Origin of the sequence: Corynebacterium sp. zg254 (genome assembly GCF_024701495.1) — a bacterium.
Lineage (GTDB): Bacteria > Actinomycetota > Actinomycetes > Mycobacteriales > Mycobacteriaceae > Corynebacterium > Corynebacterium zhongnanshanii.
Map to the genome: position 1 here is coordinate 45,953 of NZ_WIAR01000003.1, position 13,522 is coordinate 59,474.

The 13,522-nt window shown below is 65.2% G+C and carries 14 protein-coding genes and 1 pseudogene; 10 read left to right on the forward strand and 5 right to left on the reverse strand.

Annotation, left to right across the window (positions count from 1 at the left end):
• Positions 1-17: 17 nt before the first annotated feature.
• From GC425_RS07810 to otsB, 3 genes are read left to right on the forward strand one after another with little or no spacing between them, the layout of a single operon-like run.
• A complete protein-coding gene (locus tag GC425_RS07810; RefSeq protein ID WP_151844601.1) occupies positions 18-1,484 on the forward strand; it encodes a trehalose-6-phosphate synthase in 1,467 nt (488 codons plus the stop codon).
• Positions 1,481-2,005 (forward strand): hypothetical protein, encoded by a 525-nt coding sequence (locus GC425_RS07815; protein WP_151844602.1) that lies wholly within the window; start codon positions 1,481-1,483, stop codon positions 2,003-2,005. Before GC425_RS07810 ends, GC425_RS07815 begins: the two co-directional genes overlap by 4 nt.
• A gap of 10 nt (positions 2,006-2,015) precedes the next feature.
• Positions 2,016-2,804 carry a trehalose-phosphatase gene (gene otsB, locus GC425_RS07820; protein ID WP_192930422.1) on the forward strand — a complete coding sequence of 263 codons (789 nt, stop codon included), beginning with the start codon at positions 2,016-2,018 and terminating at the stop codon, positions 2,802-2,804.
• Here the strand turns inward: otsB and GC425_RS07825 are convergent.
• Positions 2,769-3,884 carry a LacI family DNA-binding transcriptional regulator gene (locus tag GC425_RS07825; RefSeq protein WP_151844604.1) on the reverse strand — a complete coding sequence of 372 codons (1,116 nt, stop codon included), beginning with the start codon at positions 3,882-3,884 and terminating at the stop codon, positions 2,769-2,771. The two genes, otsB and GC425_RS07825, sit on opposite strands and share 36 nt — an antisense overlap.
• Positions 3,885-4,022: 138 nt before the next feature.
• Here GC425_RS07825 and GC425_RS07830 point away from each other — a divergent pair, with 138 nt between their 5' ends.
• The 3 genes from GC425_RS07830 to GC425_RS07840 are packed head-to-tail and all read left to right on the forward strand — an operon-like array spanning position 4,023 to position 6,549.
• Complete coding sequence (locus GC425_RS07830; protein ID WP_151844605.1) at positions 4,023-4,958, forward strand: metal ABC transporter solute-binding protein, Zn/Mn family; 936 nt, start codon at positions 4,023-4,025, stop codon at positions 4,956-4,958.
• A gap of 2 nt (positions 4,959-4,960) precedes the next feature.
• Positions 4,961-5,662: a metal ABC transporter ATP-binding protein gene (locus GC425_RS07835; RefSeq protein ID WP_151844606.1), complete on the forward strand. Its 702-nt coding sequence runs from the start codon at positions 4,961-4,963 to the stop codon at positions 5,660-5,662.
• Positions 5,662-6,549, forward strand: a complete 888-nt coding sequence (locus tag GC425_RS07840) for a metal ABC transporter permease (RefSeq protein WP_151844607.1) — start codon at positions 5,662-5,664, stop codon at positions 6,547-6,549. Before GC425_RS07835 ends, GC425_RS07840 begins: the two co-directional genes overlap by 1 nt.
• Here the strand turns inward: GC425_RS07840 and GC425_RS07845 are convergent.
• Positions 6,448-7,416 (reverse strand): ABC transporter permease, encoded by a 969-nt coding sequence (locus GC425_RS07845; RefSeq protein ID WP_231699790.1) that lies wholly within the window; start codon positions 7,414-7,416, stop codon positions 6,448-6,450. The two genes, GC425_RS07840 and GC425_RS07845, sit on opposite strands and share 102 nt — an antisense overlap.
• A gap of 117 nt (positions 7,417-7,533) precedes the next feature.
• Between GC425_RS07845 and GC425_RS09970 the strand changes: the two are divergent.
• Both GC425_RS09970 and GC425_RS07850 read left to right on the forward strand, forming a co-directional pair.
• Positions 7,534-7,680: pseudogene (locus tag GC425_RS09970) on the forward strand (helix-turn-helix domain-containing protein); the annotation flags it as partial.
• Between the two features lie 21 nt (positions 7,681-7,701).
• Positions 7,702-8,124 carry a hypothetical protein gene (locus tag GC425_RS07850; protein ID WP_231699773.1) on the forward strand — a complete coding sequence of 141 codons (423 nt, stop codon included), beginning with the start codon at positions 7,702-7,704 and terminating at the stop codon, positions 8,122-8,124.
• Here GC425_RS07850 and rlmB read toward each other — a convergent pair.
• Positions 8,078-9,046 carry a 23S rRNA (guanosine(2251)-2'-O)-methyltransferase RlmB gene (gene rlmB / locus GC425_RS07855; protein WP_151844608.1) on the reverse strand — a complete coding sequence of 323 codons (969 nt, stop codon included), beginning with the start codon at positions 9,044-9,046 and terminating at the stop codon, positions 8,078-8,080. The genes GC425_RS07850 and rlmB overlap by 47 nt on opposite strands.
• A 90-nt stretch (positions 9,047-9,136) precedes the next feature.
• Between rlmB and GC425_RS07860 the strand changes: the two genes are divergently transcribed.
• The gene (locus GC425_RS07860) at positions 9,137-10,453 is read left to right on the forward strand and encodes an MFS transporter (protein ID WP_151844609.1); all 1,317 of its coding nucleotides are present in this window, start codon (positions 9,137-9,139) and stop codon (positions 10,451-10,453) included.
• Here the strand turns inward: GC425_RS07860 and cysS are convergent.
• A complete protein-coding gene (cysS, locus tag GC425_RS07865) occupies positions 10,450-11,877 on the reverse strand; it encodes a cysteine--tRNA ligase (protein ID WP_151844610.1) in 1,428 nt (475 codons plus the stop codon). The genes GC425_RS07860 and cysS overlap by 4 nt on opposite strands.
• Positions 11,878-11,931: 54 nt before the next feature.
• On the opposite strand from cysS, the gene GC425_RS07870 reads away from it, so the two are divergent.
• Positions 11,932-12,759, forward strand: a complete 828-nt coding sequence (locus GC425_RS07870; RefSeq protein WP_151844611.1) for a fumarylacetoacetate hydrolase family protein — start codon at positions 11,932-11,934, stop codon at positions 12,757-12,759.
• Here the strand turns inward: GC425_RS07870 and GC425_RS07875 are convergent.
• Positions 12,740-13,504 (reverse strand): NUDIX domain-containing protein, encoded by a 765-nt coding sequence (locus GC425_RS07875; protein ID WP_231699774.1) that lies wholly within the window; start codon positions 13,502-13,504, stop codon positions 12,740-12,742. The genes GC425_RS07870 and GC425_RS07875 overlap by 20 nt on opposite strands.
• Positions 13,505-13,522 lie beyond the last annotated feature (18 nt).

Below are 13,522 nucleotides of genomic sequence, written 5' to 3' on the forward strand. Positions count from 1 at the left end.
ACACGCGAGGAGCTCCCGTGACCACGCCCGTCAAGAGTGATTTTGTTGTTGTAGCCAACCGCCTGCCGGTGGACCGGACAACGGACAAGAAAACTGGCGAGGAGGCATGGACTCCCTCCCCTGGCGGGCTTGTCACGGCACTGCGCCCGGTGCTGACCTCCCACGACGGGGCCTGGGTCGGCTGGCCCGGATCCACGGACACCGTGACGGTGGAGGACATGCCCACCCACGAGGAAGCCGGCATCACGATGATGCCGGTGAACTTAAACGCCCAGGACTTCGAGGAGTTCTACGAGGGCTTTTCCAACGGCTGCCTGTGGCCGCTCTACCACGACCTGATCGTGAAGCCCAGCTACAACAAGCAGTGGTGGAAGCGCTACGAGCAGGTCAACCAGCATTTCGCGAACGCCTGCTCCGAGGTCCTGTCCGAGGACGCAACCGTGTGGGTGCAGGACTACCAGCTGCACCTGGTTCCGGGGATGCTCCGCACGCGCCACCCCAAGCTGCAGATTGGGTTCTTCCTGCACATTCCGTTCCCCTCCCCGGAGCTGTTCCGCCAGTTGCCGTGGCGCCGGGACATCCTGGAAGGCACGCTGGGCGCGGACCTGGTGGGCTTCCACACCCAGGACAGCGCCCGCAACTTCATGATCACCCTGCGTGCCCTGGGCTACGAGGTGGAGATCCTGGACGACGATGACAACGCCGCCTTCCTGCGCGGCGCCCGCCTGCCGGACTCCGGCCACACGGTGGGCTATGTGCGCATGGATGACGCGCGCACCGTGACCGTGGGCGTGTTCCCCATCTCCATTGATTCCACGAAGGTGCAGCAGCAGGCCATCACGCCGGACACCCGGGCCGCCGCGGATCGCCTGCGCGAGGAGCTGGGCAACCCCCGCTTCTTGCTGGCCGGTGTGGACCGGATGGACTACACGAAGGGCATCCTGCACCGCCTGACCGCGCTGGAGAAGCTGTTGGACGAGGGCACCATCGAGCCGAAGGACGTGGTGATGATTCAGGTCGCCACGCCCTCGCGCGAGCGCCTCAATGACTACCGTGTCTCCCGCGAAGAGGTGGAGAAGGTGGTGACCCGCATCAACGGTAACCACGGATCCCTCACCCGCCCCGTGGTGCAGTACGTGCACACGAATCTGCCGTTTACCAGCTTGCTGGCGCTCTACACCGCCACCGATTTGATGCTGGTCACGGCCTTGAAGGACGGCATGAACCTGGTGGCCAAGGAGTACGTGGCCTGCCACTCCGATGGCTCGGGCGCGCTGGTGCTCTCCGAGTTCACGGGTGCTGCCACGCAGCTGGTGCAGGCGCACCTGTGCAACCCCTACGACCCCGACTCCATCGGCCTGGCCATCCAGCGCGCCATGGCCGGCGATCCGGAGGATAAGAAGCACCGCATGCGCGCCATGTGGGAGCACGTGCGGGTCAATGATGTGGACCACTGGGCTCAATCGTTCCTGGAGCAACTATGATCTCCCCCCGACGCCGCCTGGCCGCAGCAGGCCTCCTCGCCGCGGCGGGCCTTGGGCTGGCTGCGTGCGGCGGGGACTCCAGCGCCCCGCTCGGCTCGACCCAGTGGCAGGTGGTGCAGCTCTCCGCCGGGGGTACGCTCAGCAACGATGTGGATGACAGCGCGGACACGGGGTCCTATTTGGCCGATGCGCAGGCCGGGCGCGTGTTCGTTGTATTCGGTGACGACGTGCTGCGTGGGGCGTCGGGGTGCGTGGATCTCACCGCGGATCTTGAGTGGGGTAAGGATGACACGGTAGAGGTCACCAAGGTGCGGACGATTGAGAATCCGGACGTGTCCTGCCTGCCGAATGACGTCACCACCGCGCAAAAGATGGCGGACGCGCTGGACGGTCATCGCTTTCACTGGAGCAGGCCGAGCGAGAACAGCCTAAAATTGACAGCGATAGGCACCGAGAACGATGAGATTCACACGGCTCCTTTTGTGGAATTCATCTCTCACCAGCCAGAAGAAGACAAGTAGGGAGAAGACAGTGACCACCCACGCGCCGGACATCAGCGCCTCCGATATAGAGGCTTTGGCTGCGGCTGACTGCCTCCTGGTTGCCATGGATTTCGATGGGACCATGGCGCCTTTTCACGACGACCCCATGAGTGCGCGGGCCGAGGACGGATGCATCGAGAGCCTGAAGGCGCTGGCGGCGATGGATGACACGATCGCGATGATTGTCTCCGGCCGGAACCTGGCTCAGCTGCGCGAGGTCACGGGACTGTCCGAGGGCAACGAGGCGGGGATTCACCTGATCGGCAGCCACGGCGCCGAGCCCGCGGGGACGGGCTTCACTCCCCTGTCCGAGGCACAGCGGGAGCTGTATGAGTCCTTGGCAGTGGCGGCGGAGGCGGCGGCGTCTCTGCACCCGGGGCTATGGGTGGAGCGCAAGCCGCTGTCCGTAGGGCTGCACTCCCGCACGTGCGACAACAAGGATGTGGCGGATCAGGCGCATGCGTCCTTCTTGAGCCACGCCCAGGGGATGGACAACGTGATGATCACCCAAGGTAAGGCGGTGATTGAGGTTGCGGTGGACTCCACGTCCAAGGGGGACTACATCTCCGCGTTTCGTGAGGAGCACTGCATCCCCACGGTGGTGTTCGCGGGGGATGATACCACCGACGAGTCCGTGATGCGGGTGCTGCACACCCAGCGCACGGACATGGGTATCAAGGTGGGCGCCGGGGCTTCCCGGGCGAACCGGCGACTGTCCGGGACGGTAGCCGTGCGCGATTTCCTAGCCCAGCTGGTGGAGGCGCGGCGGCTGGACTGAGGTTCCGGGCACCAGTTCCGTGTCCAGGAACTGGGCGTGGACGTCGTGGTTGCCGCGGATGATGGCGGCCAAGCATGTGCCGCTGAGGCGGCCCTTCTCCCGGGAGGGCTGGCGCACCGTGGTGATGCCGGCGGCGATGGCCTGGGGGATTCCGTCGAAGCCGGTGACGGAGAGGTCGTCCGGGATGGAGATCCCCTGGTCACGGGTGTATTCCAGCACGCCCATGGCCATGGAGTCCGTGGTGCAGATCACGGCGGTGAGCTCCGGGTGCGCAGTCAAGAGTTCCTGGGCGGCACTGTAGGCCGTCTCGCGGTTGTTGATGTGCCGTTCCACGATGGGGACGTGGGTGGGGTCCAGGCCGGCGTCGGTTAAAACGTCGAGCACACCAGCGACGCGGAGGCGCTGCACGTCCATGGTGGCGTCGGTGCGGCGCTGGGGGCTGACGGGGCCGTTGTTGGGGTCGCGGTCCAGGCGGATGCAGAGGATGCCGATGTGGGTGTGGCCGGCGTCCACCACTGCCTGGGCTGCGGGTTTGATGGCTTCGCGGTCGTCGATACCCACGAAGTGCGCTTGCGCCGTGTTCACCGGCTGGTCGCAGATGACGGTGGGCAGGCCGCGGTGCATGACGGCGTCCAGGTGGGGGTCGTCCGCGGCGACGGAGTAGACGATGAAGCCGTCCACGCTGGCCTGATTGATGAGGTGGGCGGCGTCCTGGGAGCGGGCGTCCGGGTTCACGCCGGCGGGGATGAGGAGCATGGAGGCCTTCATTTCCGAGCAGGCGATGGACACACCGGAGACGAACTCCAGGGAGGCCTGGTCCTCGAAGGCGTAGGTGAGCTCTTCGGTGAGGAGCACCCCGATGGCTCCGGCGTGGCCGCGGCGCAGGGAGCGGGCCAGGGGATCGGGGCCGGGATAGCCACGCTTTTCGGCGGTCTCCAGGATGCGTTTTCTTAGGGCTTTGGATAGTTGGTCCGGCCGATTGTAGGCGTTGGACACGGTGGTGGGTGAGACACCTAGTTCATCCGCGATGGAGGCGAGCGTTCCGCGGCGGCGTGGTGCTCGTGGTCTCTTGCTATCCATCTGCCCTCTCTGCTTCCCTGGTGCGCTCACTTCTTGCGATTCTAGCACTGTACAGCGTATCGACCTGCACAGATCGTAAATGACACCTTAATGAAAACGTTTGACAACAAGTGCTGGTCAGGGCTACACTCTGCACCCATGAAGAAGACGATGACTGCACTTGCCCTCCTGTCCACACTGGGCCTTACCCTGGCCTCCTGCTCCGACGGAGGCTCCTCCGACCCAGCCAAGGGCAACGACCACATCAACATCGTCGCCTCCGTCTCCACCTGGGGCAGCATCGCCAAGACGCTGGTCGAGGGCAACGACAACATCACCGTCACCACCATCCTGGACAACAACCAGGACGACCCCCACGAGTACGAGGCCTCCGCCAAGGACCTCGCCACCCTCTCCAGCGCGGACATCGTGGTCGCCAACGGCGGCGGCTACGACAACTGGCTCACCGACCACGTGGAGGGCCAGACCCCCATCGTCTCCGCCACCGAGCTGACCGAGGGGCACCACCATCACCACCACGACCACGATGGCGAGCACGAGCATGAGCATGAGCACGAACACGGCCATGACCACGGCGGCTTCAACCCCCACATCTGGTTCAACATGACGATCGTGGACCACTTCGTGGAGCAGCTGAAGGACGCCATCGAGAAGATCGACCCCGATGCCTCCATCGACACCTCGGCTGTCACGGACAAGACCCACGAGTTCGCCGAGCGCATGGGCACGCTCAAGGACAAGAACGTGATCCTCACCGAGTCTGTGGCCGAGGGCATCATCGACCAGTCCGACCTGAAGGACATCACCCCCGACGGCTACGCCGATTCCGTCGCCCGCGAGTCCGAGCCGTCCGCCGCGGATGTGGCCGAGGCCCAGAAGCTCATCAACGACGGCAAGGCGGACATCCTCATCACCAACGAGCAGTCCCACACCGCCGCCGCGAACACCCTGATCGAGGCCGCGAAGTCCCACAAGACCCCCATCGTGAACGTGAACGAAACCCCGGACAACGGCCAGGACTACTTCGGCTACGTGGACACCGTCATCAACGATCTTGAAGAGGCCTCCAAGTAGGGATGACTCTTCACTTCCACAACGCCGCCGTGGAACCCCTCTGGCGCGGACTGAATCTTGACGTCCAGCCCGGGGAGTTCCTGGCGGTTCTTGGCACTAATGGCGTGGGCAAGTCCACGCTGCTGCATGTTGCCCTCGGCATCCGGTCGCTCACCCAGGGCACCTGCACCGTCGATGGGCGAGTGGGCTACATCCCCCAGCAGCGCATGTTCGACCCCGACCTGCCGATCCGCGCCCGCGACCTGGTGGGCCTGTCCGTCGCATCCGGAATCTCGAAAAACCGACGCCCCCGGGCCTCAGTGGTGAACGCCGCCCTGGAGGAAGTGGGCGCCCTGGGGCTCGCCGACCGTCGCGTGGGCGAGCTGTCCGGTGGGCAGCAGCAAATCATCCGGCAGGCGCAGGCCCTGGCCAACGACCCCGAGTTGCTGTTGTGTGACGAGCCGACCCTCTCGTTGGATATGCGTGCGCAAAAGAACACGGTGGAGCTGTTGGATCGGCGTCGGAAGGAAAAAGGGACATCGGTGGTGTTCGTGACCCACAACATCAACCCCATCCTCAACGTCACGGACCGGGTCCTGTACCTCACCCCGCACGCGCACACGATTGGGACGGTGGCGGACGTCATGAACTCCGAGACGCTCAGTGAGCTCTACCGCACGGACGTGCGAGTGCTCAACGTGGAAGGCAAGTTGGTGGTGGTGTGATGTTCACGGGCAACTGGTGGCACGATACCGTCTCCCTGCTGAGCGTGGATTTCGTGCAGAATGCGATCCTGGCGGCGCTGCTGCTGGGGATTGTGTCCGGCGCCATTGCGCCGCTGATTGTGATGCGGCAGATGAGCTTCGCCGCGCACTCCACGGGCGAGCTGGCGCTGATGGGTGCCTCCGCGGCGCTGCTGTGCGGCATCGGGGTGAGCTGGGGCGCGCTATTCGGCGCAGTGCTGGCGGCGGTGGTACTCACGCTGCTGGGCAATAGGGAGCAGGACTCCATCGTGGCGGTGGTCTTAAGCTTCGGAATGGGCCTGTCCGTGCTGTTTATCCACCTCTACCCTGGCCGGTCGTCCTCGGCGTTTAGCCTGCTCACAGGCCAGATCGTGGGCGTGAGCTCCGCGAATATGCGGGCGCTAATAATTGTGACGATCCTGGTGGTGGCGGTCATGGCGCTGCTGTGGCGGCCGCTGCTATTTTCCACGGTGGACCCGATTCTGGCGGCCACGCGTGGGGTGAAGGTGCGCACGCTGTCTTTGGTTTTTGCGGCACTGATTGGCGTGGTGGCGAGCCAGGGCGTGCAGATCGTCGGCGCGCTGCTGCTCATCGCGCTGCTCATCACGCCGGGGGCTGCGGCCGTGAAGGTGACGTCCAGCCCCGCGATGGCGGTGATACTGTCCGGTGCGTTCTCCATGATCGCAGCCGTGGGCGGGCTGGTGCTCTCCCTGGCACCGGGCCTGCCCGTGTCCGTGTTCGTCACCACGCTCAGCTTCGTGATCTACCTAATCTGCCGCGGCATCGCCTGGCTGCGCGGACGCACGCTGAACGCCGATGAAGTGCGCCAGCGGGAGTACGCCACACACTGCGACGAGGATCCAGCCTAGGAGGATCCACACGGAGCCGGCCGCGCCGGCGCCGTCGAAGTAGGCCACGGAGCGAGCCGCGTCACCGGCCGCGCCGAGGGGCAGGAACTGGCCCATCGCACCCCAGGGCTTGGGCAGCCACTGCCATCCGGTCGCCAGGCCGGACAGGGGGTTGGACACGAACATCGTCACGATGGCGCCGAGCGCGATGCCTTTAAGTCCCCACAGGCTCTCCAAGGCCAGGACAAACAGGCTGGTGGCGGCGATTCCGAGCGTGAGTACTCCGGCGAAGGCCCAGTAGTTGGCCTCCACGGCGTTGTAGCCGAACTGGATGATCGCGGCCACAGCCAGGCCTGCCACCACGGCGGTCGCGAGCACTCCGGCCAATTGCAACAGGCGACGGTTCATCAGGCGGGACACGGCGAGTGCCGAAGCGATGCCCCCGAAGGCCACCGGCAGGCCCAGCATGGCGAGTGCCGATCCGGCGGGGTCAGCCTCGGGAAGTGGGGCGACGTCCGTCATGGTCACCGTCTGGCCCGTGGCCTTCAGACCCTCGGCCATGCCGGTGAGCACATTCTTGTAGGGCGTTCCCGCACCGCTGGCGACGATGACCTCCACGCCGTCGGCCCCAAGGTTGAGCGCGCCGATGGCGTCGCGCTCACGCACAGCCTCCGTGGCCGCCTGCGGCGAGTCATAGGTGGTGACCTCGAAGGCGCCGGGGCTCTTCTGCTCCAACATGCCGGTCACCCGAGACACGGCGGGCTGAGGTCCTGCGACGGCCAGCGGGAGGTCGTCCGGACCCGAGTTGATGGTGGGGGCCAGGAAGGCCAGGAGCATGAGGGCTACCACGGCCGGTAGGGCAAGGGCTGTGATCAGAAGTTTCTTCATCACTGTCGGTTCTCCTTAACTGGAACACCATGTTCCGCTTCATACAAATGGAACATTACGCTCCACTTATGTAGGATGCAAGCAACCGAAGAAAACACCTGAAAGAAGGCAACAATCGTGCGCGCAGACGCCGTCGAAAATCGAGAAGCCATCCTGAATGCCGCCTGGAGGCTGTTCTCCACGCACGGCATCGACGTCTCCCGGCGCGCTATTGCGAAGGAGGCCGGCGTCGGCGTCGCAACACTACAACGCCACTTCCCCACCCAGCAGGATCTCGCCATGGGCGTGATCGAGCACGGAAAAACCCTGGTGGCGGACCTCTACACAGCCCACCCGGACGCGTGGGACGCGCGCGATACGGCCACGCAGGCGTGGGAGGACATCATCACCCGCATCATCGATCTGGGCATCGGCGCCTTCGCCACGCAGCTCATCCCCACGCTGCTGGTCGACGGCAAAAGGACCCGCGAGGCCGACCAACTACTCGCGGAGCTCCTCGGCGCCGCCACCACATTCATGGACCGCGGCCGGCGCTGGGGGCTCATCCGGGACGACCTCACCCCCCTGGACTTTCACCTCATCCTCGCGGCCACCTCCCGGCCGCTCCCCCAGCCCATCAACGCGGAAGCACCCCAGTTCATGTCTCAGATGACGCGGATCGTCATCGACGGGCTGAAGGCGCCCGACGCTGGCGCGCGAACTCGCTGAGCACCACGCCCGCTGCCACTGAGGCGTTCAGGGACTCCACCCACGGGGCCATCGGAATGGACATGATGCTATCGCAGGTCTCCCGGACCAGGCGGGACATGCCCTTGCCCTCCGAACCGACCACAATGACCACAGGTGTTGTGCCGTCGTAGGTGTCCAGGGTGTGCTCGCCGCCGGCGTCCAAGCCCACGATCTGGTAGCCGGCCTGCTGGAACTGCTTCAAAGACCGCACCATGTTCGTGGCCTTCGTCACCGGCAGGCGCGCCGCCGTGCCCGCCGAGGTGCGCCACGCCACCGCAGTCACCGAGGCCGATCGACGCTCCGGGATCACCACACCGTGGCCCCCGAACGCCGCCACGGAACGGATCACCGCGCCCAAGTTGCGGGGGTCCGTGATGTTGTCCAGCGCCACGATCATGCCCGGGGTGGGGGCGGTGGCGGCCTTCTCGATCAGGTCCTCCACCTCCGCATAGTCGAACGGCGGGATCTGCAGGCCGATGCCCTGGTGCATGCCGTTGCCCGTCATGCGGTCCAGCTCCTGGCGGGAGACCTCCAGCACCGCAATGCCGCGGTCCGCGCAGGTGTGCACGGCCTCCGCCAGGCGCTGATCGCTCTTAGAGCCCTCCGCCACGTACAGCGCCGTGGCCGGAACCTTCGCGTGCAGGCACTCCACCACCGGGTTGCGGCCCACCACCAATTCCATCTGCTCCTCCACGCCACCGCGGCGGCGATCGTGAGCACCGGAGGCGCGGCGCTGCGCCGCCCGCTTCTTCTTATACGCCGCGTGGTATACGCGGTCCTCCGCCTTCGGGGTGGCACCCTTGCCCCTCAGGCCGCGGCGGCGTTGCCCACCAGAGCCCTTCGCGGAGCCTTTTTTATTGCTCTTGCGGACAGCGCCCTGCCGTTGGGAGTTACCGGCCATAGTTGTGTTACCTCAATTCGTGGGTTGTACCCGCGTGAAAAATGTACCTGACCATTCTATATGTCAGGGCCACAATGTACTATTCGCTACATGTCGTCTCTGAGTCGAGAATTAGATGAGCTTCCCGTCACCCGCAGACACGCCACCATGCTGGGCGGATCCGGCATCGGCTGGGCGCTGGACGCGATGGACGTGGGATTGATCAGTTTCATCATGGCCGCCCTGGCCGCCCACTGGGGCCTGTCCGCCACGCAGACCTCCTGGCTGGGCTCCATCGGGTTTGTGGGGATGGCGCTGGGTGCCACGCTCGGCGGGCTGCTGGCCGATAAATTAGGACGACGCCAAGTCTTCGCCCTCACACTCCTCGTCTATGGATTGGCCACCGGCGCTTCGGCCCTGGCGGGCAGCCTGGCGGTGCTCATGATCTTCCGCTTCTTCGTGGGCCTGGGCCTGGGGGCAGAGCTGCCCGTGGCCTCCACGCTGATCTCCGAGTTCTCCCCGCGCCGGATCCGCGGGCGCATGGTGGTGCTGCTGGAGGCGTTCTGGGCCGTGGGGTGGATCGCTGCGGCGGCCATCGGCACGTTCGTGGTGGCAGCCAGTGACGAGGGTTGGCGCTGGGCGCTGGCGCTGGGCTGCATCCCCGCGGCCTACGCGCTGGTGGTGCGACTCGGCTTACCGGAGTCCGTCCGCTTCCTGGAGAGCAGAGGCCGCCACGAGGAGGCCCGGCGCGTGGTGGACAGCTTCAAGAACTCGCCGGCGATCCCGCTGTTCAACAGGACGAGCGATGAGGACGAGGAGCATCGGGACGGCGCGCTGGGCGTCGAAGAAAAAAGCATCTGGTCGGCCCATCTACGGAAGCGCACCGCGGCACTGTGGATCATCTGGTTCTGCATCAATCTGAGCTACTACGGCGCGTTCATCTGGATCCCGTCCATCCTGCACGCCCAGGGGTTCACGCTGGTGAAGAGCTTCTCCTTCACGCTCATCATCACCCTGGCGCAGCTGCCGGGCTACGCGGTCAGCGCGTTCCTGATCGAGCGTTGGGGGCGGCGGTCCACCCTGGCCACGTTCCTGGTGGGCTCCGCTGTGGCTGCGGGGCTGTACGGCATGGCCAGCCAGGAGTGGCAGATCATCGCGGCGGGGTGCCTGCTGAGCTTCTTCAACCTGGGCGCGTGGGGTGCGCTCTACGCCGTGGGGCCGGAGCTGTACCCCACGCACCTGCGCGGCACGGGCACGGGCGCGGCCGCTGGGTTCGGGCGGATCGCGTCCATCATCGCGCCGCTCATCGTCCCGCCGATTCTGGCGCTCGGCGGAGCGCCGATGCTGTTTGCGCTGTTCGGAGCCGCCTTCGCGATCGCGGCGGGGGCCGCGTTCCTGCTGCCGGAGCAGCGCGGCAGGGTGCTCTAGCGCAGGGACCAGGTGGCACCCTCGGGGGTGTCTGTCACCTCGATGCCGGCGGCGGCCAGGCGGTCGCGGACCTCGTCGGCCACGGCCCAGTTCTTCTCCGCACGGGCCTCGGCACGGCGTTCCAGTTCCGCGGTGACCAGTACGTCCAGGGCGTTCATGGCACCCTCGGCGGCGCCGCCTCCGGCAAAGGTCTGGCCCAGCCACGTCTGGCTCAGAGGGTCCACGCCCAGCACGCCGGCCATCGCACGGACGGCGGAGCCGAGCCGGACAACCTCATCCCGGTTCTTGGCCTCGAGGGCTTTGTTACCAGCGCGCACGGCGTCGTGAATAATGGCCAAGGATTGCGGCACCGCAAGATCATCGTCCATCTTGGCGGCGAACTCCGGCAGAACATCCCCCACCGGCAGCTGATCGGCGGACTCGGCGGTGGGCTTCACGCCCGTGACGAACTCCAGCGCGCGGAGCACGAACTTCTCGATGCGCTGGTAGCCGGCGGCAGCCTCGGCCAGGGCAGACTCGGAGTACTCCAGCATGGAACGGTAGTGCGCGGAACCCAGGTAGTAGCGCAGCTCCACCGGGCGCACCTTCGTCAGCACGTTCGGGACGGACAGCACATTGCCCAGGGACTTGCTCATCTTCTCGCCGCTCATCGTGACCCACCCATTGTGCATCCAATAGTTGGCGAAGCCATCGCCGGCCGCGTGGGCTTGAGCCGTCTCGTTTTCGTGGTGCGGGAACTGAAGATCCAGGCCACCGCAGTGGATATCAAAGCTGGAACCCAGGTAGTTCGTGGCCATCGCGGAGCACTCAATGTGCCAGCCCGGGCGGCCCGGACCCCACGGGGAATCCCACGCGGGCTCGCCTGGCTTCGCAGCCTTCCACATCGTGAAATCGCGCGGGTCGCGCTTTCCCGTGCCCGCGGATTCACCCTGGTCCACCTCGTCCAATTTCTGACCGGAAATCTGGCCGTAATTATCGATGGTGGCCGGCTGGGCATACACATTTCCGTCAGCGGCATAGCCGTGGCCATTATCGATAATGCGCTGCATGTAATCGATCATCTGAGGAATGTGTCCGGTGGCGCGCGGCTCAATGGACGGAGGGGTCACGCCCAGCTGGTCATATGCCCAGGTAAAGGCGCGCTCGTGGGTGGCTGCCCACTCCCACCACGGGCGGTTATTCTCCGCGGCTTTCGCCAGAATCTTGTCATCAATATCCGTGACATTACGCACAAACGCAACGTCCAGGCCCTTAAACGTCAGCCAATTACGCAGAATGTCAAAAGCCACCCCGGAGCGCACGTGCCCAATGTGAGGGATGGATTGAACGGTGGCTCCACACAAATAAATGGAGGCGTGCCCATCGCGAATGGGCTGAAAATCGCGCAGTGAACGTGTGGCGGTATCGTAGATTCTGAGTGTCACGAGCCCTATTCTACGGCACACTGTCCCCGAGAAGACTTTTCATTGGAGTTCATCGTGAAGATTGCCTCAATCCACATCCCCGGTTCCCCCAGCGACGTCACAGTGCCCGTCGCCGTGGAGTCCTTCGTAGACGGGCACGGGCGAGGGCACCTGATCCCAGACCTGTGGACCTTTGCCGGAGGGCACGTGCCGGAGGCGGACCTCAGCGCCTACCCCACCGTGGAGTTCACCGCCGCGGAGCTGCGCCCCGTGATCCCGAATCCGGGCAAGATCATCTGCGTGGGCCTGAACTTCCGCGAGCACATCGAGGAAATGGGCCACCCCATCCCGGACCACCCCACCTTGTTTGCGAAGTTTGCCGACAGCATCACCGGGCCGTACGCGGAGGTGATGGTGCCAGAGCACCTGATGGATGCCGCGGACTACGAGGGAGAGCTGGCCGTGGTCATCGGCGACTTCGGCGAGATCGCGGGCTACGCGATCATGAATGACTTCTCCCAGAGGGATTGGCAATACCGCACGCAGCAGTGGCTGCAGGGCAAGAATCTGTTCGCTTCCTCGGGCTTCGGGCCGTGGATGGTCACGCCCGACGAATGCGATCCCGTGGAGCGGGGTTCCATGCTGCGCACCTGGGTCAATGGTGAGCTGCGGCAGGAGCACTCCATGGCTGACCTGGTGTTCAAGCCCACGGAGCTGGTGGAGTACATCCAGCAGTTCACCCCGCTGAACAGGGGGGATGTGATTGTGTGCGGCACTCCCGCCGGAGTGGCCCACGGGATGAAAAGCCCGCGCTACCTCACCGATGGCGACGAGATGCGCATCGCCATCGAGGGCATTGGTGAGATTTCCAACCGGGTGAAGGTTATCCCGGCTGAACTATAGAGGTTCCCGCAGGCCGGAACATGGCCGAGGGGTCCGTGATGGACAGCTCGCGGGAGACAAAGCGGTAGACGCGGGCGGGGCGGCCGCCGCCGTGGGGCTTACGCTTCTCGCCAGTTTCCACCAGCAGGCCACGGCGGGACAGGACGCGCCCCAGGTTTGTGGTGTCGATGGGGAAGCCCAGGACGTGGCGGTAGATCACGTTCAAGTCCAGGATCGTGAACTCCTCGGGTGCCAGCGCGAAGGAGATGTTGCTGTAGGTGATCTTCGCCCGCAGGCGCTCCACGGTGTTCTGCACAATCTCAGAGTGGTCGAACGCCAGGTTGTTGATCTGCTCGTCCTTGATGGGCACCCACCGGTAGGCGGTGCTGTCCTCCCCCAACTTCTGCGCCTGGGCGGCGGGCAGGAGCACTAAGTAGACGGTGGCGATGGTGCGGTCGTAGGGGTCGCGGTCCACGTCGGAGCGTGTTTCCACCTGCTCAAAGTGCTCGAACATGTCGCGGTGCACACCGGCGTTGTCCAGGTGGCGCAGCAGCGCCTCGTCAATGGTCTCCTTCACATCCACTGGCCCGGAGACCAGGGCCAGGCCTCCGGAAAAGGGCGCCCTGTGGCGGCGGTGTAGTAGTACGCGGAGGCCGTCGTGGGCGTCGACGGACATGACAACGGCGATGGCCTGATGTCGGAACTTCGGCGTGCCAGCGTGGTCGCGCAACGGCCCGCTGGGGGTAGAGATATTCGGAGAATGCACGTTATCCATGATAACCTG